This is a genomic window from Rhodobacter calidifons (assembly GCF_011174775.1).
GTDB lineage: Bacteria > Pseudomonadota > Alphaproteobacteria > Rhodobacterales > Rhodobacteraceae > Tabrizicola > Tabrizicola calidifons.
Genome location: NZ_JAANHS010000010.1, coordinates 85,937 through 104,884 on the forward strand (window position 1 = coordinate 85,937; position 18,948 = coordinate 104,884).

Sequence of the window (18,948 nt, forward strand, 5' to 3'; positions counted from 1 at the left end):
GGCCCCAGGCGCCGTCGATCAGGCCGTTCTAGACATTGGCAAAGGCGAGACCGGCCTGAAGAAAGCGCTTCTCGCTGGCGGTCAGGGCGCGGGCGTCGAACGCGCGCTGCATTTCGTCGGCCCGGTAGGCCCGCGCCTCGGGTTCGGCGAAGAGGATCAGAACCACAAGCAGCAAGGAAAGGCGCAGCACGACGAGCCCCGGGCCGAAGTCACCCCATCAGAGGCGGGCAAGGCGGTTTCGTCAAGCGATATGGCGATCCGGCCCTAGCTGCCAAGTGCCCTGGCCCAGATGGCCGCGAGGCGCGCCTGCGCGGCGCGGTAGTCGGCGAAATCCTTCGCCTGCGCCTTGATGCCGAACTTGGCCGCCATCAGGGTTGCCGCGATCTCTGCCGGTGTGGCGTCGAGCCCGGCAAGGCTGAGTCGCCCCGCCGCGACCCCGCGCGCGATCCAGGCCGCGAAATGGCCGGTGATGCGGTCATGCGCCTCTTGCACCTCGGACTGGCTGAACGGCTGGTCGGCCGACAGGATCTCGTCGGCATGGGGCGAGTTCAGCATGGCCTCGACGGCCGTGCCATCCACCGCCTGCATGGCGGCAAGGAGCGTCTCGGCAGGCGGCCCGTCCCCGGCCAGAACCTGGGCCACGTCCCGCTCGGAGCGCTGAAAATGCATCCGGACCAGGGCGTTGAAGATGTCTTCCTTGTTGGCGTAGTGCCGGTACAGCGCCGGACGCGACATGCCCGCGCCTTCGGCGATGTCGGCCATGGACGTCCGGCGCAGCCCATAGCGTGCAAAGGCCACGAAGGCCGCTTGCAGGATGGCGGCCTCTTTCGGGTCGATCTTCGGATCGTCGCAGAACTGCATGCCCCCCGTATCGCAGAAGCCTGCCGCCTGGTCAAATTCCTAGTTGACGGAATGACAAAATACGTCAAATATGTCAGAAACGGAGGGTGCAGATGACCGTCACGCTGAAGATCAACGGAAAGCCCACTCAGGTCGATCTGCCCGGCGAGGTGCCGCTCTTGTGGGCCTTGCGCGACGGGCTGGGGCTGACCGGAACCAAGTTCGGCTGCGGTGTCGCGGCCTGCGGCGCCTGCACCGTTCTGGTGGATGGCGAGGCGGTCCGGTCCTGTCAGCTGGCCATCGGCGATGTGGCGGGCGAGATCACCACGATCGAGGGTCTGGGCCAGCCCGGGAACCTGGCGCCGATCCAGGCGGCCTGGGTCAGGCATCAGGTTGCGCAATGCGGCTATTGCCAGTCGGGCCAGATCATGCAGGCCGCGGCGCTGCTGGCCGCGAACCCCGACCCCTCGGACGAGGACATTGACGCGGCGATGCAGGGCAACCTCTGCCGCTGCGGCACCTATCCCCGGATCCGGGCCGCGATCCACGAGGCCGCAGCGATGATGAAGGCGGGCTGAGCATGGCGCACTGGAAGACGATCACCCGCCGGTCGTTCCTGGTCCTGGGCGCGGCCGTTGCGGGCGGCGCGGCCTTTGCCGCCTACAAGATCACCGAGGTTCCGGCCAACCCGCTGGTGCCGGGACCGGACGGCGTGCCGCTGAATCCCTGGGTCATCATCAACGGCGATGGGGTGACGGTGATCGCGCCCCGGGCCGAGATGGGGCAGGGGATCTCGACCACCCTTGCCGCGCTGGTGGCCGAGGAGCTGGACGTGGACTGGGAGCAGGTCCGCGTGCTGCACGGCCCCCCGGCGCAGGCCTATTTCAACGCCGGTTTCGTCGACCGGATGTCGAACGAGCCGGATTTCATCGTTTCGCAGCGGCCCAAGGCGCACAATGCGATCCTGGCGGCGGTGCCGAAGATCTTCTCGCTGCAGGTGACCGGCGGCTCGACCGGCGCGATCGGGGGCTTCGTGCAGATGCGGCTGGCCGGGGCCGGCGCGCGCGAGGCGCTGAAGGCGGCGGCGGCACGCCGGCTGGGCGTGGCGCCCGAGACGCTGCGGACCGAGGGCGGCATGGTGATCGGCGCGCAAAGCTTCACCTATGCCGAACTGGCGGCCGAGGCGGCGGACCTGGTGCCCCGCGATGTCGCGCTGCGCGATCCCTCGACCTGGCGCTATGTCGGCAAGGCGATGCCGCGGCTTGACATGGTGGCGAAATCCACCGGGACCGAGAGCTTCGGCATCGACACCTGGCTGCCGGGGATGAAGTTCGCCACGGTGCGGATGAACCCCAGACGCGGCGGGGCGATGCTGGGTTTCGACGCCTCGGCCGCGCTGGCCATGCCGGGGGTGGCGCAGGTCGTGGGCCTTGGCACCGGCATCGCCGTGATCGCCGACACGACCTGGACCGCGATGCAGGCGGCCGCTGTAGTGGAGATCGACTGGGGGCCGGCCGACTATCCCGCCGATACCGCCGGGATGCTGGTGAAGATCGAGGCGGCCTTTGCGACCGCGCCGGACTCGCGCCTGCGCGATGACGGCGATGTCGAGGCGGAGCTGGCCAGGGGCGCCGGGTCCGGGGCCGTGATCGAGGCCGAATACCGCATCCCCTTCCTGGCCCATGCCGCGATGGAGCCGCTGAACGCCACCGCCTGGGTGAAGCCGGACGGCTCGGTCGAGGTCTGGTGCGGCAACCAGGCGCCGATCATGACGCGAGATGCCATTGCCGGGGCGCTGCGGATCGGCGCAGAGAAGGTGACGCTGCACACCCCGGTCATGGGCGGCGGCTTCGGCGGGCGGACCGATCCGGTGCCCGCGGTGCTGGCGGCACGGGTGGCCGCCGCGATGCCCGGCACGCCGGTCAAGGTGACCTGGAGCCGGGAAGAGGACATGACGCAGGACTACTACCGTCCTGCGGCCATCGCCCGGATGTCGGGCCGCATCGAGGCGGGCCGCGCGACCGCTCTGTGGGGCCGGACGGCGGCGCCTTCAGCCACGCGCAACGCGCTGGCCCGGCTGGTCGGCTTCGCCCCGCCAGGGGCGGACCGCGGCACGGTGGAAGGCGGATTCGACCAGCCCTACGGCCTGCCGAACTATCGCTATGACGGCCATATCGCCGATCTGACAGTGCCTCTGGGCTTCTGGCGCTCGGTCGGGAATTCGATGAACGCCTTCTTCCTGGAAAGCTTCATCGACGAGTTGGCCCATGCCGCCGGGGCCGATCCGCTGGCCTTCCGGCTGGACCTGATGCGGGACACCCATGCGCCGTCGGCGAAGGTTCTGGAAACGGTGCGCGACATGTCCGGCTGGGACCGGCTGAGGCGCCCCGGCTTCGGGCGCGGTGTGGCCTTCTGCTATTCCTTCGGCACTCCCGTCGCCGAGGTGCTGGAGGTGCAAGAGACCGAGGCGGGCATCAGGCTGACCCGGGCCTGGATCGCCTGCGATCCGGGCCTGGCGATGGACCCCGGCATCATCGAGGCGCAGATGACCGGGGCCATGGTCTATGGCCTGTCCGCCGCCGTACAGGGGGCGATCACCTTCCGCGATCAGCAGGTGGTGGAGCAGAATTTCCCCGACTATGACGGGCTGCGCATGCACTCGACCCCGGCCTTCGAGGTGGCGATCCTTCAGAACAACGGCGGGTTCGGCCATATCGGCGGCGTGGGCGAGCCGGGGACACCCCCCGCCGCGCCGGCGCTGGCCAATGCGCTGTACGATCTGACCGGCATCCGCGCCCGCGAATTGCCGCTGAACCGCCAGTTCGGCTTCGCCCTCTGAGCCGGGTGGCGGGCCCTCAGAACTCCAGCGCCGCTATGTCGAGCCCGCGCTTCCTTGCCGACTCGATCACCGCGGACCGCAGCCTTTGGTTGCGGTTCAGCAGGCGGCGGAACCCGGTCTCGTCCAGCACCAGAAGCGTGGTGTGGCTGATCGCCGTCGCCTGGGTGCGGCGGGTCTGGCGGCTGAGCAGCGACAGCTGACCGAACATCTCGCCCCGGCCCAGGCGGAACCTGTGGCCCGCCGTTTCGAATTCGACCGCGCCCGAGGCGATGAAATAGACCTCGCGCGGGGGGGCGCCCTTGCGCAAGAGCACCTCGCCCGGCTGCACATAACGGGTGCGCAGCGCCCGGGCGAGTTGCCGGCGATTGGTTTCGTTCATCGTGGCGAACAGCGGAAACTGGCGGACGAGTTCGGTCTTCTGCACCGCCAGGTCCAGCGGCGGCTGCTTGTCGAAGGCGCGGCGCTTGGCGGCCAGTTCCTGCTTCAGCGCGGTGTGCAGTTCCTGGCCGATCAGGCCGTCGGCATGGAGGATGTCGTATTCCCGTTCCTCCAGCCGCAGCGAGGTGCGGCGCAGGAAGCGGCGCTCGGTCTCTTCGGCATAGCCGGGGTATTGCAGGCGCAGACCGTCCAGCGCGGTCGCGGTTTCCTCCTCGCGCCGGCGGACCAGTTCGTGAAGAAGGTCGGCAACGCGCTTGCCGTGGATGCGGCGGATCTTGGTGTCGATATAGCCGTGCAGGTCGCGCAGGATCAGCCGCAGGTTCAAGAGGATCTCGAAGCGATCAGCCGTCAGGCGGGCGAGATAGCCCGACAGGCGCAGCCGGTTGTGCAGCATGCTGGCAAAGCGGTAGCCCCGGCCCTGGGCCAGGCTGAGCCGACCCGAGGCGCGGTACTCATCGCGCCCGCCGGCCCTGGTGCGTTCGATCAGCCGGTCCGCGTCCGACAGCATCCGTTCGGCCAGCCGCGCCGAGATCAGCTTTTCGCGGAAGGCTTCAAGGATCATGTCGCGCTCTCGGCCCGCCAGCGCGACGAGGCCCAGCGTGATCCGGTCGCGGTCGGGAATGTCGTCGGCGGCCTCGGCCTTCTGGATCGCGACATCCAGCCGTTCGGCAAAGCGCTTGGCCTCGGACCGGACGATATTCTGCGACAGGTCGTGGTTGCGCGCCGTCTCGGCCACTTCCTCGCGCACGGTTTGCAGCGCCACGGCGATGACCTGGCTGGACAGCGCCCGGTCTAGCGGGGCCAACTTGTCCAGCCCGAGGAGCGAGATCACCCCGCGCAGGGTCGTCCCCTGCGCCAGGAGCGTGAACAGCGTGAAGCCGGTGGCCAGGATGCCCACCTCGCGCTTCACGTCGGCGGGCACGCGGAAGTTTTCGGACACGGCCAGGGCCAGGGCCAGCGTCACCGCTCCGCGCAGGCCCCCCCAGAGGATCGCCACCCGGTAGGGCCGGTCGATCCGGGGGGACAGCCGCAGCGCGGTCAGCACCGGCAGGATCAGGTAGAGGACGAAGAGCCGCGCCAGCGTCGCCGCCACGACCACGACGCCGATGAGGAACAGGTCGTAAAGCCGGAAATCGGCCAGCAGGCGCGGCACCAGCAGCGCGGCCAGAAGGAAGATCAGCGCTCCGGCCCAATGGGCCAGCACGTCCCAGACCTCGCGCAGGTTGGTCCAGTTGGTCGGCGGCATCCGGCCGGGACCCAGGTAGTTCAGCGTCATCCCGGCCATCACCACTGCGATCACGCCCGAGACGGCCAGAAGCTGGTCGGCCACCAGATAGGCGACATAGGGCAGGGCGACCGAGAGCGAGACCTGCGCGAGCGGAAAGCGGGCGAGCCAGGCCAGCACGGCCAGGCAGAAGCGCGCCAGGATCCAGCCGATCGCGAGACCGCCGAGGATCAGCGTCGGAAAGCCGATCAGCGCGTCGCGCAGCGTCGGGTTCGGCACGCCCAGCATGACGAAGGTCAGGAAGAAGCCGAAGAGCGCGATGGCGGCGGCGTCGTTCAAGAGGCTCTCGCCCTCGACGATGCGGGTCAGCCGCTGCGGGGCGGCGATGCTGCGGAAGATCGAGACCACGGCCGAGGGGTCCGTGGTGGCGACGATGGACCCCAGAAGCAGGCAGGCCACCAAGGACAGCGAGGTGAAGGGTTGCAGGGCAAACCCGATGGCGAAGGTCGCCACCACCACCGCAACGACCGCCATCACCAGGATCGGCACCCAGTCCTCGGCCATCCGCCGCAGGTTCAGGCCGAGCGAGACCTGGAACAGAAGCGTCGGCAAGAGGACATAGAGGAAGACATTCGCCCGGATGCCGAACTCCAGCCCTTCGACCGCCGGCACGAGATCGGCGACCATGGAGTCGTGCTGCATCAGATAGGCCGCGCCCAAGCCGATCATCACGCCGATGATGGCCAGGACCACCGTATAGGGTAGGCGCGACCAGTCGGCCAGGGGCTCGGACAGGCCGATGACGATGAAGAGCGCGGCGACGATGCCGACAAGGCTGATGACATCCATGAAGCCGGGTCTAGCGCAATCCTCGGGGGAATTCAGCCGTTTGCGTGCAAGGTCGGGGAATCATGCGCGGATGGGCGGCGTGCCCCGGCCTCGGGCAGGGGTGGCGGCCACTGCCGCGACCGCGCCCGCCGGGGGCGCGGTCCTTTCGGGTGCCGGTTCTGACCTAGCGGTAGGGATAGCCGGCCTTTTCCATCGTGTCGGCGTATTTCTTGAACGCCTCGACCACCCTCGCCGACCGCGGCGAAGAGGCGGCGATCTCGTCCCAGAAGCCGCTTGCGTCGGACACGACCTGCGCCCATTCCTCGTCGGGCAGCGAGGTCAGTTCCATCTTCTCGCCTTCGACGCGCAGCTTCGCCTCGCCGCCCCAGTACCAGACGTTGCGGTAGTAGTGCGACTGGTCGATGGTGATGCGGAACAGTTCCTGAAGATGCGGCGGGACCTTCTGCCAGCTTGCGGTGTTGGCGAAATAGCTGCCGAACCAGGCGCCGGTGACCGAGTTCGTCAGCGCATATTTGCAGACATCGGCCCAGCCGACCTCATAGGCTTCGGTGAAGCCGCACCAGGCCACGCCATCCAGTTCGCCCGTCTGCATCGCGACTTCCACGTTGTCCCAGGGGATCGTCACCGGGATGAGGCCGTAGCGCGACAGGAAGCGCCCCGCGGTCGGCACGCCGAAGACGCGCAGGCCCTTCATGTCGGCAAGGCTGCGGATCGGCTTGTCCACGGTGAAGATGTGCAACGGGTCCCACGCGCCGCAGGACAGCCAGGTGACGCCCTCGACCTCGGAATAGGCCTCTTCCCAGATCTCTTGCAGCCCGTAGTAGCGGAACAGCGCCGGCACATCGAGGCTGTAGCGCGTGGCAAAGGGGAAATAGCCGCCGAAGACCGAGATGTCGACCGGCGAGGCCATCGTCGCCTCGTCCGACTGCACCGCGTCGAGCGTGCCGTTCTGCAGCGCGCGGAAGAGGTCGGCGGTGGGGACCAGCTGGTCGGCGTAGTAGAGTTCGATCTCCATCTCGCCGTTGGCGGCGGCGTTGAAGGCCTCGATCTGCGGCTTGATCACATGGGCGCCGAGGGGGGCGCCGGAATAGGTTTGCAGGCGCCACTTGATCGGGCCGGTCTGGGCGATCACGGCGGGCGCGGCCAGCGTGGCGCCCGCCACGGCTCCGGCGCCCATCACGGACTTGCGCAGGAAATTCCGGCGCGAGGCGAGGATCGCCTCGGACGGGCTTTGCGGTTTCTGGTCGGTCATCGTCGTCTCCTTGTTGTTGCGGGCTTCTTCGGCCCTTGGGTGGTGGAATGGTCAGCCCCGCACGTTCAGCTGCTGCGGCAGCCAGAGCGCGATCTGCGGGAAAATCATCAACAGCACGATGGTCAGCGCCATCATCGCCGCGAAGGGCCAGATGGAGCGGTAGATGTCGGGCAGGGTGATCTCGCGCGGGGCGAGCGAGCGCATGAGGAACAGGTTGTAGCCGAAGGGCGGCGTGATGTAGGCGATCTGGCAGGTGATGGTGTAAAGCACGCCATACCAGATCAGCTGGTTGTCGAAGCCGAGGTCGAGGCCGGCCACCAGCGGGATGTAGAGCGGGGCCACGATCACCAGCATCGCGGTGTCGTCAAGGAACATCCCCAGGAGCAGGAAGCTGAGCTGCATCATGATGATGATCGCCCAGGGGCTGAGGTCCCACTGTTTCAGGAACAGGTTCTCGATCGCCTTCACGGCGCCCAGCCCGTCGAAGACCGCGCCGAAGGCCAGGGCGGCCAGGATCAGCCAGAGGAACATGCAGGACACCGCCAGCGTCTTCATCGAGGTCTCGCGGATCAGCCGCCAGGAGAAGCGCCCCTTCGCCAGCGCGGCCAGCGTCGCGCAGGTCGCGCCCACGGCCGAGCTTTCCACAAGGCTGGTGTAGCCGCTGACGAAAAGCCCGGTCATGAAGAAGAAGATCAGGAAGGGGATGATCCCGGCGCGGGCAAGGGCCAGCTTCGCGCCGAAGGACATGTTCAGTTCCTCGGGCGGGACGGGGGGCGCGAGTTTCGGGTTCAGCCTGGCGCGGATCATGATGTAGGTGATGAACATCGCGGCCATCATCAGACCCGGCATCAGCCCGGCGAACCACAGCTTCGACACCGGCTGCCGCGCGATCATGCCGTAAAGCACCAGCACGACCGAAGGCGGGATCAGGATGCCCAGCGACGACCCTCCCTGCACCACGCCGGAAATCAGCACCTTGTCATAGCCCCGCCGCAGCATCTCCGGCAGGGCGATGGTGGCGCCGATGGCCATGCCCGCGACGGAAAGCCCGTTCATCGCCGAGATGATGACCATGACCAGGATGGTGCCGACGGCCAGGCCTCCGGGCAGGCGTCCGAACCAGACATGCATCATCTTGTAGAGATCTTCGGCGATCCCGGATTCCGCCAGGATGTAGCCCATGTAGATGAACATGGGCAGAGTCAGCATGGCATACCAGTTGAACAGCTTGAACACCTGGTTGTAGGGCAGCTCGATGGCGCCATTGCCATAGAGCAGCAGCGAGGCCCCGGCTGCCACGAAGCCGATGGCGGCAAAGACGCGCTGCCCGGAAATAAGTAGCAGCGCCATGGTGGCGAACATCAGAAGCGCGATCAGTTCGTAGGACATTTACAGGGACTTTCCGCGCAGCGTGGCGATGTGCTTGAACACCAGCGCGAAGGCCTGGAGCAGCATGAGGACAAGGCAGACGGTCAAGAGCGCCTTGATCGGGATGACCGAGGGGTTCCACATCGAAAACCGCTTTTCATTGGTCTGGATGGCGTATTGCAGCGACGAGATCGAGCCCACCAGCATCACGCCGAGGTAGAAGATCATGCACCAGACGGTGACGAGATCCATCTTCGCCTTCCCCCGGTCCGACAGGTTCGCGTACCACAGGTCCATCCGCACATGGCTGTTGTTCTTCAGCGTGATCGGCCCGCCCATGAAATAGTAGGCGGCCAGAGTGAACTGCGTGAGCTCGATCGCCCAATGGACCGGAATGTTCAGCACGTTCCGCGTCACCGCATCCAGCAGCAGCGTCGCGCCCATGAAGAAGATCAGCGAGGCAGCAAGGTAGCCGACATAGTCCGAGATCTTGTCAACACTCCGCACATAGGCCCGGATCAGACGCGGCATGTCGGGCCTGCCTTCCGTATCATGTCCAAAGCTCCACTCCCCTGTCGCGCAGCGCCTCTCGGTGCGCCCTGTCCAGACTGTCGTCGCTGATCACCAGGTCGATGTCCTGTACAGGACAGACCGCAAAGGCCGCGTGACGGCCGAATTTCGTGGAATCGGCCAGAATGGTCACCGAACGGGCATTCCTGACCATCGCGCGGGCAATCTGTGCTTCGTCGAGGCTGGCATCCATCGCGCCTTCCACCGGGTCCAGCGCCGCCACCGTCAGCACCGCCCGGTCGGCGCGGAAGGTCTGCAACTGCTCGATCACCGCGATGCCGGTGGTCTGCGCGTTGTCCGATCCATAGCGCCCGCCCAGCAGATGGATCGCGGCATCCGACCCTGCCCGGGCCAGCCGCTCGGCCAGGCGGCAGGAATTGGTGATGACGGTCAGGCCCGGGATCACGGCCAGAGCCTCGGCCGCGGCCAGCGTGGTGGACCCGGTGTCGATGAACAGCGTCTCTCCGGGCCCGACCGCATCGGCCAGTCGTCGCCCGATCGCCGCCTTGGCCGCAGTGGCGACCGTGGCGCGTTCGTCATGGCTCGGCTCGCGGATCAGAAGCGGCCGGCGCGCGCCGCCGTGCACCTTCTGGATCCGGCCGCTTTCGGCCAGGACGCCCAGGTCACGGCGGATCGTCTCGGACGAAACGTCGAACCTCTGTGCCAGCATTTCGACCGAGACTTCCCCTTCGCGCCGGATGATCGCCTCGATCTGAGGCTGTCGCTCGTGCGGCTTCATTGACTTCCCCGATGCCAGCCGACCCCAGCCCGCGCCGCAGGTCAACAGATTTCTTGACCGGGCGGTTGATTTTCTGCCTGTGCGAGTCATATTGACAGGAATGACCGAATAGTCAATTCATGTTGAAAACCACAGGGTGACTTATGACAGGCTCTGACCCGGCAAGCGGCCCCGCGGGCTATGACGTGGCCGTGATCGGCGCGGGCGTCGTGGGCTGTGCTCTGGCGCGGGCCTTCACGCTGGCGGGCGCGCGGGTGGTGGTGCTGGAAAAGGCGGTGGATGTGCTGGATGGCGCGTCCAAGGGCAACAGTGCGATCCTGCATACCGGCTTCGACGCGCCGGAAGGCAGCCTGGAACTGGCCTGCATCCGCGAGGGCTATCGGCTCTATCACGAGGTGCGGGAACGGTTGGGCCTGCCGTTGGTGCAGGCCGGGGCCATGGTGCTGGCGTGGACCGAGGAAGAGGTCGCGGCCCTGCCCGCGCTGATGGATCAGGCCGTGGCGAATGGCGTGACCGACATCCAGCCCCTGACCGGGGCCGAGGCGCGGGGGCAGGAGCCGCAGCTCTCTGACCGGGTCCTCGCCGGCTTCCGCGTGCCGGGCGAGCATCTGATCGACCCCTGGTCGGCGGCGCATGGCTATCTTTTGCAGGCGCTGGCCAACGGGGCGGTGCTGATGCGGCAGGCCGAGGTGCTGACCGGGCGCCATGCGGAGGGGCTCTGGCAACTGGCGACGACGGCCGGGCCGGTCTCGGCCGGGCTGGTCATCAATGCGGCGGGCCTCTGGGGGGATGAGGTGGACCGGCGCGTAACGGGCGAAAGCTGGTTCACCATCAAGCCGCGCAAGGGCCAGTTCGTGGTCTATGATAAGACCGCCGCCGCGCTGGCGGGGCACATCCTTCTGCCGGTGCCGACGAAGATCACCAAGGGCATCGTCGTCTGCCGCACCGCCTTCGGCAACCTGCTTGTCGGCCCGACCGCCGAGGAACAGGAGGACCGCGAGCATGCCAGCCTCGACCGCGAGACCTTGCAGGCCCTGATGCGGCGCGGCACGGAAATCCTGCCCGCGCTGGCCCGGCACGAGGTGACGGCGGTCTATGCCGGCCTGCGGCCTGCGACCGAGGAAAAGCACTACCGCATCCGCACCGACCTGGCGCCCGGCTACATCTGCGTCGGTGGCATCCGGTCCACCGGGCTTTCGGCGGCGCTGGGGATCGCGGCGCATGTGGTGCGGCTGGCGGCGCGCGAGTTCAGCCCCCTGGCCGATCCCGTCTGGCCCCGGATGCCCAACATTTCTGTAGAAGGCCCGCGCGACTGGCAATGTCCGGGCCATGGCGGCGTGGTCTGCCATTGCGAACTCGTGACCCGGCGCGAGATCGAGGCGGCGCTTTCCGGCCCCATGCCCGCGACCAGCCTGGCCGGGCTCAAGCGCCGGACGCGGGTGACGATGGGGCGTTGTCAGGGCTTTTACTGCACGGCGGAACTCGCGCGGCTGACCGAAGGTCGCCTGGCCCAACCCATGCTGGACCCCGGCCATGTCTGACCCCGATGTCATTGTCGTGGGCGCAGGGCCGGCCGGTCTTGCCGCCGCCACCGACCTGGCCCGCGCCGGGCGGCGGATCACCGTCCTCGACCGCGAGCCCGAGGCAGGCGGCATCCCGCGCCATTGCGGCCATTACCCCTATGGCATGCGCGAGTTCCACCGCCTGCTGCGCGGTCCCGACTATGCCGCCCGGCTGCGCGCGGCGGCCCTGGCGGCGGGCGTCACGCTTCGCACCCGCACCACCGTCACGGCACTTCGTCCGGGCGGCGCGGTCGAGATCACCGACGACAGCGGCCCCGCCACCGTTTCGGCCCGCGCCGTCCTGCTGGCAACGGGCGTCCGCGAGACCAGCCGCGCCGCCCGGCTGATCGGCGGCGAAAAGCCCGGCGGCGTCCTGTCCACGGGCGCCTTGCAGGGCCTCGTCCATCTCAACGGGCAGCGCCCCTTCCGCCGCCCGGTGATCCTGGGGACGGAACTCGTCGCCTTCTCGGCGCTGCTCACCTGCCGCCATGCGGGCATCCGGCCGCTGGCGATGATCGAACCCGGCCCCCGGATCACGGCGCGCAGCCCGGCGATCTGGCTGGCGCGGCTGATGGGTGTGCCGGTGCGGCTGAACACCGATATCGCCGCCATCCATGGCCGCACAAGGGTCGAGGGCGTGACGCTGTCCACCCCGGACGGGCCGCAGGACCTTGCGACCGACGGGGTGATCGTCACCGGCGGCTTCCGCCCGGACGCCGCCCTGCTGCGCGGCAGCCATCTGGCGGTGGACCCGGGCAGCGGCGGACCGGTGATCGACCGCTGGGGGCGGCTGTCGGACCCGGCCTATTTCGCCGCAGGCAACCTTCTGCGCGGGGTCGAGACGGCGGGCTGGTGCTGGTCCGAAGGCAGGCGCACCGCCCGCGCCATCCTCGATGCGCTGGACGGCCATCTGCCCGCCCCGGGCGGTGCCCGGCTGGATCTCGGGCATCCCGGTCTCCGCCTTGCACTGCCGCAGGTGATCGGCGCCGGCAGCGGGGCGCACGATCGGCTGCAAGTCCGGCTCGCCGCCCCCGCGCGCGGCCGCCTGGCCCTGATGCAGGACGGGCGTACTCTCGTCTCGCGCCGCATCGACAGTCTGCCCGAACGCCGTCTGTCACTGCCGCTGCCCCCCGTCACCGGCACAGAGCCCGTGATCCTGACCATCCTAGAGGCGCCATGAGGATCGCCGCCATCGACCAGGGCACGACCAGCACCCGCGTGCTGCTGCTGCGCGCCGATGGCGGGCTCGACCCTCTGCTCTCGCTTCCGCACGCGCAGACCTATCCCGCCCCCGGCCATGTCGAACAGGATGGCGAGGAACTGCTGGCCAATGTCCGGCGCTGCCTCGATGCGGCGGGCGCCGATGTGGTGGGCCTGGCCAACCAGGGCGAAAGCTGCCTTGCCTGGGACGCGCGCGACGGCAGGCCGGTCAGCCCGGTGATCTCGTGGCAGGACGACCGGACGGCCGATGTCACGGCGGGGCTGGAGCGGGACGGGGCCGGGCCGCTGGTGATGGCGCGGGCGGGGCTGCCGCTTGACCCCTATTTCTCGGCCTCGAAACTGGGCTGGATCCTGCGCCATGTGCCTGCGGCCGCGACGCTTGCCGCCCAGGGGCGCCTGCGGCTGGGGACGACCGATGCCTTCTTCCGCGACCGGCTGACGGGGCGGTGCGAGACCGACATCGCCACCGCCTCGCGCACCTCGCTGATGAACCTGGACACCGGGGCGTGGGACCCCGATCTCTGCGCGCTGTTCGGCGTGCCGATGGCCTGCCTGCCGCGGATCGGTCCGACCTCGGGCGAGCTTGGGCCGTTGCCCGGCGGCGCGCTGCTTGCGGCTTCCATCGTTGACCAGCAGGCAGCGCTGTACGGACACGGCTGCCGCAGGCCCGGCGCGGCGAAGGTCACCTTCGGCACCGGCGCCTTCGTGCAATGCCTGACCGGGGCGCTGGTCCGCCCGGCCCGTCCCGGCCCGCTGCCGACCGTCGCCTGGCAGAAGGCGGGGGAGCCTGTCACCCATGCGCTGGACGGCGGGGTCTATGCGGCGGCATCGGCGGTGAACTGGGCGCGCGGGCTTGGGCTTTTCGACGACCATGAGACGATTTCCGCCTTTGCCGCCCCGCCGGCCATCGACCGTGGCCTGATCTTCGTTCCCGCGCTGGCCGGGCTTGGCTGTCCGCACTGGCAGCGCGCCGTGCGCGGAGCCTGGCTGGGGCTGGGTCTGGACCACGGCAAGGCCGATCTGATGCAGGCGCTGCTGGAGGGCGTGGCGCTGCGCACCGCCGAGGTGCTGGACGCGATGCGGGCGGTGCACGCCCTGGACGGTGCGGTCTCGGTCGATGGCGGGCTGGCGCGGAACGCCTATTTCGTGGACTTCCTGTCCGAAGTGGCCGGCCAAGACCTGCACCTGCCCGCCGAGACCGAGCAGACCGCCATGGGCCTGGCGCTGATGGCCGCGGAAGCCTGCGGGCTGGAGCCTCTGCCACCCGGTGCCGGTCGCCTGATCCGGGTCGGACAGAGGCGCAACCGCGACCGGCTGGACCGTTTTGCCGCGGCGCGACAGGCGCTGTCCGATATGGCCGCGGCGCAGGACAATGGGCGCGTGCCGCCGTCGTCCTGATCCCCGCCCGCAGGTCGGTGCGGAGTGTGGAAGCGGGTCACGACGGCGACTAGCGGCGCCAGACCACGGCGTTTTCATGCCGCAGGATCAGCGCCTGCATGTCGGCGAAGGACTGCACCACGAAATCGGAAAAGGCCTGGGCGGCCGGGTTCTTGGCCGGGCCAGCCAGTTGCAGGATGCCGAGGTTGCGTTGCGGCTGGGGAATGTCCACCGGCAGCACCGCGATGCGGTTCTGCTTGCGCTCGGCGAACCAGACCGAGAAGGGCAGGACGGCCAGGGCATCCGTCTCGGTCATGTAGTTCACCACGCTCATCAGCGACCCGCCCGAATACCGGATGTCCAGATCGACCGCCCCGAGCGAGGAGCGGATGGCGAAGAGGTCGGCCAGTAGCGGCGAGCCGGGCAGGGGGGCGACCCAGGGATAGCGGCCAAGGTCGGCGGTGGTCAGCCGGCGGTTCGCCTGAAGCGGATGGCCAAGGCGGGAGCACACGACGTTGCGCGCCGACAGGATCGGGGTGAAGGCCAGGCCCTCGGGCTGGCCGGACAGGCCAAGCGGCACGATCCCGAGGTCAAGCTGGTCGGCGCGAAGGCCGTTGCCGACCTCGATCAGGTTGCCGTAGCTCTGCTGGAAATCGACGTCCGGGTGCTGGTTCTGGAAGGCGGCGATGATCCGGCTGATCATCGCATCCATGAAGAAGGGCACCCCCATCACCCGCACCAGCCCCCGGGTGCCGCGCAGGAGGCTTTCCACCGCCTCGGCCGCGCGGCGGCTTTCCACCAGGATCCGACGCCCGTGCGCGGCCAGCTGGATGCCCAGGGGCGTCGCCTGCAAGGGCCGGCGGTCGCGCAGGAACAGAGGTTTGCCGACCCGCGCCTCGAGCTGGGCCAGCGAGCGCGACAGCGCGGGCTGCGACAGGCCAAGCGCGGCCGCCCCCTTGGACAGGCTGCCGGCATCGACCACGGCGGAGAGCTGGATGAGATGCGCCTCGCTGAGTTTCATAACGACTTGGTATATTGATCTGCAAGAAATGCAGTGTCCGGCCGGTCCGGACCGTCTAGTTTCGTCGCACGTCAGGGAGGGCGGACATGGACGGTCAGGGGGCAGGGCTGGAGGACTCGCGCGTTGCGGTCTAGTTGCGCCGCCGGCTGGATGCTGCCGCTCCCGGGCGTCTGACGGATGCGGTCCGCCTGATCACCCGGCATGCCTTCGAGGTGGTGGCCGACCTGCGGCCAACCCCGCAAGAGCTTGAGGCGCTGCTGCAATTCCTGACCGATGTCGGTTATGCGACCGATGCGCGGCGCCAGGAATGGGTGCTTCTGGCCGATGTGCTTGGCATGACCGACAGCGTGACCAGCACGCATCTGCCCGACCGTCCGGGGATCACGCCGGCGACCCTGCCTGGGCCGTTCTATCGCCCCGATGCGCCGCTTGTGCCTTTGGGGGCCGACCTTTGCCGCGACGGCTGCGGCCGGCCGCTGGAGGTGGCGGGCACGCTGTGCGGACCGGCGGGCCAGCCGGTGCCGGGTGCCCTGGTCGAAGTCTGGCATGCGAACGCGGTCGGTCGCTATGAGAACCAGGATCCCGACAGTCAGCCCGAATTCAATCTGCGCGGCCGGTTCCATGCCGATCGGCAGGGTCGCTTTCATTTCCGCACGATCCGCCCGGCCGGCTATGCGCTGCCCGACGACGGGCCGGTGGGAGCCCTGGCCCGGCAGCTTGGGCTGTCCCTCCAACGTCCCGCCCATATCCACTTTGCGGTGACCGCGCCGGGGTACCGGCGGCTGGTTACTGCGGTCTTTGACGGCTCGGATCCGGCCATCGAGCGCGACGCCCTTTTCGCGGTCCGTCCGGGCATGATCGGCACGATCCGCCCCCAGGGTGGCGGTTTCGCCCTTGAGGTGGCGCTTGTGCTGGACCCCGAACCGCCCTTTCCCGAACCCGAAACATCAGAAGGATGACCGATATGGCCCTTGTTTCCGGCTACCACCACCTGACGATGAGCACGCACGGCGTGCAGGAAGACTACGACTTCTACACCAGGGCGCTGGGGCTTTACTCGGTCAAGCGCACGGTGCTGTTCGACGGGGTCCTGCCGGTCTATCACCTGTATTACGGGTCGAGGCACGGCGATGCCTCGACGATCATCACGACCTTCCCGTTCAAGAAGCCGGGCATCTTCGGACGGCGGGGCACGAACCAGACCCGCACGATCATGCAGGCGATCCCGGTCGGTGCGGCGGAGTTCTGGCTGGACCGGCTGAACAAGCGCGGCATCCCGGCGGTGAAGGGCGAACGCTTTGGCCTGACCCGGGTGATGTTCGCCCATCCCTGCGGCATCCCGCACGAGCTGGTGGAAAACCCCGACGACCCCCGCAAACCCATCGTGAACGAGGCGCAGGGCACCACGGCGCAGGTCGCGATCAAGGGCATCTACGGCGGCGCGGTCGCGGTGATGGATGCGGGCCCGATGGAAGAGTTCCTGGACATCGGGATGCAGTTCCGGCGTGAGGGGACCGACCCCAACGGCAGCATGTGGATCGTGCCGCAGGATGACGGGTTGCGGTCTGTCATCGAGCTGGTCACCGACCGCGACAGCCCGCAGGGGACCTGGACGCTGGCGGGCGGCACGGTGCATCACCTGGCGTTCAACACCGGGAACGAGGAGAACCAGATCGCGCTGAAGGCCCGGCTGGAGGGGATGGGATACACCGACGTCAGCGAACAGAAGGACCGGATGTATTTCAAGTCGATGTACATGCGGTCGCCCGGCGGGGCGATGTTCGAACTGGCCTGGACCGTGCCCGAGGGTTGGGCCAAGGACGAGCCCGCCGATGCCATCGGAAAGTCCCTCGTCTTCCCGCCGTGGTTCGCCGACCGTCGGGCCGAGATGGAAGCGGGCCTGGAAGCGGCCAGCTTCTGATGCGGGGGGTGGCGGACATCCTGTCGCTGGGCGTTCCGGTCAACCGGGCGAAGGTGCTGTGCGTCTTCGTCCATGGCCGCGGCCAGACGCCCGAAGAGATGGAGGCAGCGGTCCTTCGTCGTCTGTCCGCGAAGGACGTGACCTTCGCGCTGCCACGGGCCGAGGGGAAAAGCTGGTATGCCGCCCGGGCCATCGAGCCCTTGACTGACGCCACGCGGGATGAGGTTGCGCTGTCACTCGCTGGTCTTGGTAGAGCCGTTGCCGACCTGCGTCACCAAGGGTCCGGCTTGCCGCTGGTCCTGGCCGGGTTCAGCCAGGGCGCCTGCCTGTCCTTGGAACATGCCTTTGCCGGTCGGGCTGTCCCCGACGCCGTGGTCGCCTTCACCGGCTGCCGTGTCGGCGTCGCGGGGGATGAGCGGCCGTCCCGACTTGGGACGGGGTTGCCGGTCTACCTGTCGGCGGGCACCGCGGACCCCTGGATTCCGGTCCATGCCTTCGCCGAGGCGGTGGCCGAGCTTGGACAGTCAGAGGCGCGGCTGCGCTGCGATGTGTTCCCCGGGCGTCCGCATGCGGTCTCGGACGCCGAGATCGCGATGCTGGACGGTATCCTGACCGACCTTGCCGAAGGGCGCCCGCCCCGGATGGAGGCCCCCCGATGACCCGCCCCTTCGTCTTCCCGGGACTGACGACCCGCGTCGTCTTCGGCCACGGCACGCTGGCTCAGGTCCCCGATGAGGTCGCGCGTCTGGGCCATTCCCGCGCGCTGGTCCTGTCCACCCCGCATCAGGAGGCCGAGGCGCAGGCCCTGGCCGACCGGCTGGGTGACCGCGCTGCCGGGGTCTTTGCCAGGGCTGCGATGCACACGCCGGTCGAGGTGACGGAGGATGCCGTGGCCGCCTTCCGTGCAGCCGGGGCGGAGTGCGTCGTGTCCTTGGGCGGTGGGTCCACCACGGGCCTTGGCAAGGCCATCGCGGTGCGGACGGGCGCCGATCAGGTGGTGATTCCGACGACCTACGCTGGCTCTGAGATGACCGATATTCTGGGCGAGACGACGGGGGGAGAAAAGACCACGCGACGCGACCCGGCGATCCGGCCCGAGGTCGTGGTCTACGACGTGGACCTGACGCTGAGCTTGCCGGTGGGTCTGACGGTCACCTCGGCCCTGAACGCGATCGCCCATGCGATGGAGGCGCTTTACGCCCCGGACCGCAACCCGGTGATCGAGGCGATGATCCGCGATGCGCTGCCGGCGTTTCGTGACGCGGTTCCTGTGCTGGTGGCACAGCCGCAGGACGGGGAGGCCCGCGCCCGGGCGCTGTATGCCGCATGGTGCTGCTCGACCGCACTTGGCTATGTCTCGATGGCCTTGCACCACAAGCTGGCCCATGTCCTGGGAGGCAGCTTTGGCCTGCCCCATGCCGAGACCCATGCGGTCCTTCTGCCCCACACGACGGCCTACAATGAACCGGCGGTGGGCGATCTGCTCAAGCCCATTGCCGAGACCTTCGGCGGGACGGCGGGGGCGGGGTTGTGGCAGTTTGCCAGATCGGTCGGCGCGCCGCTGCGGCTGGCGGACCTGGGCCTGAAGGAAACCGACCTCGACCGCGCGGCCGAGACCGCGACCAGGAACCCTTACGCAAATCCGCGCCCCGTCAGCCGGGACGGTATCCGGCAGCTCTTGCAACAGGCCTACGACGGGCAGTGCCCGGACTGACCAACACACGGG

General features: G+C 68.6%; 17 protein-coding genes. 9 read left to right on the forward strand and 8 right to left on the reverse strand.

Annotated elements, in window-relative coordinates; all coding sequences use genetic code 11:
• Nucleotides 1–28 precede the first annotated feature (28 nt).
• Together G8O29_RS13445 and G8O29_RS13450 are read right to left on the reverse strand one after the other, a co-directional pair.
• The gene (locus G8O29_RS13445) at nt 29–190 is read right to left on the reverse strand and encodes a hypothetical protein (protein WP_166403742.1); all 162 of its coding nucleotides are present in this window, start codon (nt 188–190) and stop codon (nt 29–31) included.
• A gap of 74 nt (nt 191–264) precedes the next feature.
• Nucleotides 265–861 carry a TetR family transcriptional regulator gene (locus G8O29_RS13450; RefSeq protein ID WP_166403743.1) on the reverse strand — a complete coding sequence of 199 codons (597 nt, stop codon included), beginning with the start codon at nt 859–861 and terminating at the stop codon, nt 265–267.
• Nucleotides 862–953: 92 nt separating this feature from the next.
• Here G8O29_RS13450 and G8O29_RS13455 point away from each other — a divergent pair, with 92 nt between their 5' ends.
• Together G8O29_RS13455 and G8O29_RS13460 are read left to right on the forward strand one after the other, a co-directional pair.
• A complete protein-coding gene (locus tag G8O29_RS13455; protein WP_166403744.1) occupies nt 954–1,418 on the forward strand; it encodes a (2Fe-2S)-binding protein in 465 nt (154 codons plus the stop codon).
• A 2-nt stretch (nt 1,419–1,420) separates the two neighbouring features.
• On the forward strand, nt 1,421–3,679 hold the full coding sequence (locus tag G8O29_RS13460; RefSeq protein ID WP_166403745.1) for a xanthine dehydrogenase family protein molybdopterin-binding subunit: 2,259 nt from the start codon (nt 1,421–1,423) through the stop codon (nt 3,677–3,679).
• A gap of 16 nt (nt 3,680–3,695) precedes the next feature.
• Here G8O29_RS13460 and G8O29_RS13465 read toward each other — a convergent pair whose 3' ends face one another.
• The 5 genes from G8O29_RS13465 to G8O29_RS13485 form a co-directional block, all read right to left on the reverse strand.
• A complete protein-coding gene (locus G8O29_RS13465; RefSeq protein WP_166403746.1) occupies nt 3,696–6,191 on the reverse strand; it encodes a cation:proton antiporter in 2,496 nt (831 codons plus the stop codon).
• Nucleotides 6,192–6,354: 163 nt separating this feature from the next.
• On the reverse strand, nt 6,355–7,443 hold the full coding sequence (gene dctP, locus G8O29_RS13470; RefSeq protein ID WP_166403747.1) for a TRAP transporter substrate-binding protein DctP: 1,089 nt from the start codon (nt 7,441–7,443) through the stop codon (nt 6,355–6,357).
• A gap of 51 nt (nt 7,444–7,494) precedes the next feature.
• The gene (locus G8O29_RS13475) at nt 7,495–8,832 is read right to left on the reverse strand and encodes a TRAP transporter large permease (protein ID WP_166403748.1); all 1,338 of its coding nucleotides are present in this window, start codon (nt 8,830–8,832) and stop codon (nt 7,495–7,497) included.
• Nucleotides 8,833–9,342 (reverse strand): TRAP transporter small permease subunit, encoded by a 510-nt coding sequence (locus tag G8O29_RS13480; protein ID WP_166403749.1) that lies wholly within the window; start codon nt 9,340–9,342, stop codon nt 8,833–8,835. It lies immediately after the preceding gene.
• 19 nt (nt 9,343–9,361) lie between these two features.
• Complete coding sequence (locus G8O29_RS13485; protein ID WP_166403750.1) at nt 9,362–10,120, reverse strand: DeoR/GlpR family DNA-binding transcription regulator; 759 nt, start codon at nt 10,118–10,120, stop codon at nt 9,362–9,364.
• Between the two features lie 143 nt (nt 10,121–10,263).
• Between G8O29_RS13485 and G8O29_RS13490 the strand changes: the two genes are divergently transcribed.
• Genes G8O29_RS13490 through G8O29_RS13500 form a run of 3 tightly spaced genes read left to right on the forward strand, consistent with a single transcriptional unit; the run spans nt 10,264 to nt 14,301 of the window.
• The gene (locus G8O29_RS13490; protein WP_166403751.1) at nt 10,264–11,661 is read left to right on the forward strand and encodes an NAD(P)/FAD-dependent oxidoreductase; all 1,398 of its coding nucleotides are present in this window, start codon (nt 10,264–10,266) and stop codon (nt 11,659–11,661) included.
• On the forward strand, nt 11,654–12,862 hold the full coding sequence (locus tag G8O29_RS13495) for an FAD-dependent oxidoreductase (protein ID WP_166403752.1): 1,209 nt from the start codon (nt 11,654–11,656) through the stop codon (nt 12,860–12,862). Before G8O29_RS13490 ends, G8O29_RS13495 begins: the two co-directional genes overlap by 8 nt.
• Entirely contained in the window at nt 12,859–14,301 is a 1,443-nt protein-coding gene (locus G8O29_RS13500; protein WP_166403753.1) for an FGGY family carbohydrate kinase, read from the forward strand. The genes G8O29_RS13495 and G8O29_RS13500 overlap by 4 nt, the downstream gene beginning before the upstream one ends.
• Before the next feature lie 49 nt (nt 14,302–14,350).
• Here G8O29_RS13500 and G8O29_RS13505 read toward each other — a convergent pair whose 3' ends face one another.
• Complete coding sequence (locus tag G8O29_RS13505) at nt 14,351–15,301, reverse strand: LysR family transcriptional regulator (RefSeq protein WP_166403754.1); 951 nt, start codon at nt 15,299–15,301, stop codon at nt 14,351–14,353.
• A gap of 134 nt (nt 15,302–15,435) precedes the next feature.
• On the opposite strand from G8O29_RS13505, the gene G8O29_RS13510 reads away from it, so the two are divergent.
• From G8O29_RS13510 to G8O29_RS13525, 4 genes are read left to right on the forward strand one after another with little or no spacing between them, the layout of a single operon-like run.
• Nucleotides 15,436–16,260: a dioxygenase family protein gene (locus tag G8O29_RS13510; RefSeq protein WP_166403755.1), complete on the forward strand. Its 825-nt coding sequence runs from the start codon at nt 15,436–15,438 to the stop codon at nt 16,258–16,260.
• Nucleotides 16,261–16,265: 5 nt separating this feature from the next.
• Nucleotides 16,266–17,222: a VOC family protein gene (locus G8O29_RS13515; RefSeq protein WP_166403756.1), complete on the forward strand. Its 957-nt coding sequence runs from the start codon at nt 16,266–16,268 to the stop codon at nt 17,220–17,222.
• 8 nt (nt 17,223–17,230) lie between these two features.
• A complete protein-coding gene (locus G8O29_RS13520) occupies nt 17,231–17,881 on the forward strand; it encodes an alpha/beta hydrolase (protein WP_207623821.1) in 651 nt (216 codons plus the stop codon).
• On the forward strand, nt 17,878–18,936 hold the full coding sequence (locus tag G8O29_RS13525; protein WP_166403758.1) for a maleylacetate reductase: 1,059 nt from the start codon (nt 17,878–17,880) through the stop codon (nt 18,934–18,936). The genes G8O29_RS13520 and G8O29_RS13525 overlap by 4 nt, the downstream gene beginning before the upstream one ends.
• The last annotated feature ends 12 nt before the right edge of the window (nt 18,937–18,948 follow it).

What these genes read in the sequence shown, in the direction of transcription:
- G8O29_RS13515 (WP_166403756.1), top strand. Translation starts at nt 16,266, where the DNA reads ATGGCCCTTGTTTCCGGCTACCACCACCTGACGATGAGCACGCACGGC.
- dctP (WP_166403747.1), bottom strand. Translation starts at nt 7,443, where the DNA reads ATGACCGACCAGAAACCGCAAAGCCCGTCCGAGGCGATCCTCGCCTCG.
- G8O29_RS13490 (WP_166403751.1), top strand. Translation starts at nt 10,264, where the DNA reads ATGACAGGCTCTGACCCGGCAAGCGGCCCCGCGGGCTATGACGTGGCC.
- G8O29_RS13485 (WP_166403750.1), bottom strand. Translation starts at nt 10,120, where the DNA reads ATGAAGCCGCACGAGCGACAGCCTCAGATCGAGGCGATCATCCGGCGC.
- G8O29_RS13455 (WP_166403744.1), top strand. Translation starts at nt 954, where the DNA reads ATGACCGTCACGCTGAAGATCAACGGAAAGCCCACTCAGGTCGATCTG.
- G8O29_RS13475 (WP_166403748.1), bottom strand. Translation starts at nt 8,832, where the DNA reads ATGTCCTACGAACTGATCGCGCTTCTGATGTTCGCCACCATGGCGCTG.
- G8O29_RS13460 (WP_166403745.1), top strand. Translation starts at nt 1,421, where the DNA reads ATGGCGCACTGGAAGACGATCACCCGCCGGTCGTTCCTGGTCCTGGGC.
- G8O29_RS13450 (WP_166403743.1), bottom strand. Translation starts at nt 861, where the DNA reads ATGCAGTTCTGCGACGATCCGAAGATCGACCCGAAAGAGGCCGCCATC.
- G8O29_RS13495 (WP_166403752.1), top strand. Translation starts at nt 11,654, where the DNA reads ATGTCTGACCCCGATGTCATTGTCGTGGGCGCAGGGCCGGCCGGTCTT.
- G8O29_RS13465 (WP_166403746.1), bottom strand. Translation starts at nt 6,191, where the DNA reads ATGGATGTCATCAGCCTTGTCGGCATCGTCGCCGCGCTCTTCATCGTC.
- G8O29_RS13525 (WP_166403758.1), top strand. Translation starts at nt 17,878, where the DNA reads ATGACCCGCCCCTTCGTCTTCCCGGGACTGACGACCCGCGTCGTCTTC.
- G8O29_RS13505 (WP_166403754.1), bottom strand. Translation starts at nt 15,301, where the DNA reads ATGAAACTCAGCGAGGCGCATCTCATCCAGCTCTCCGCCGTGGTCGAT.
- G8O29_RS13480 (WP_166403749.1), bottom strand. Translation starts at nt 9,342, where the DNA reads ATGCCGCGTCTGATCCGGGCCTATGTGCGGAGTGTTGACAAGATCTCG.
- G8O29_RS13500 (WP_166403753.1), top strand. Translation starts at nt 12,859, where the DNA reads ATGAGGATCGCCGCCATCGACCAGGGCACGACCAGCACCCGCGTGCTG.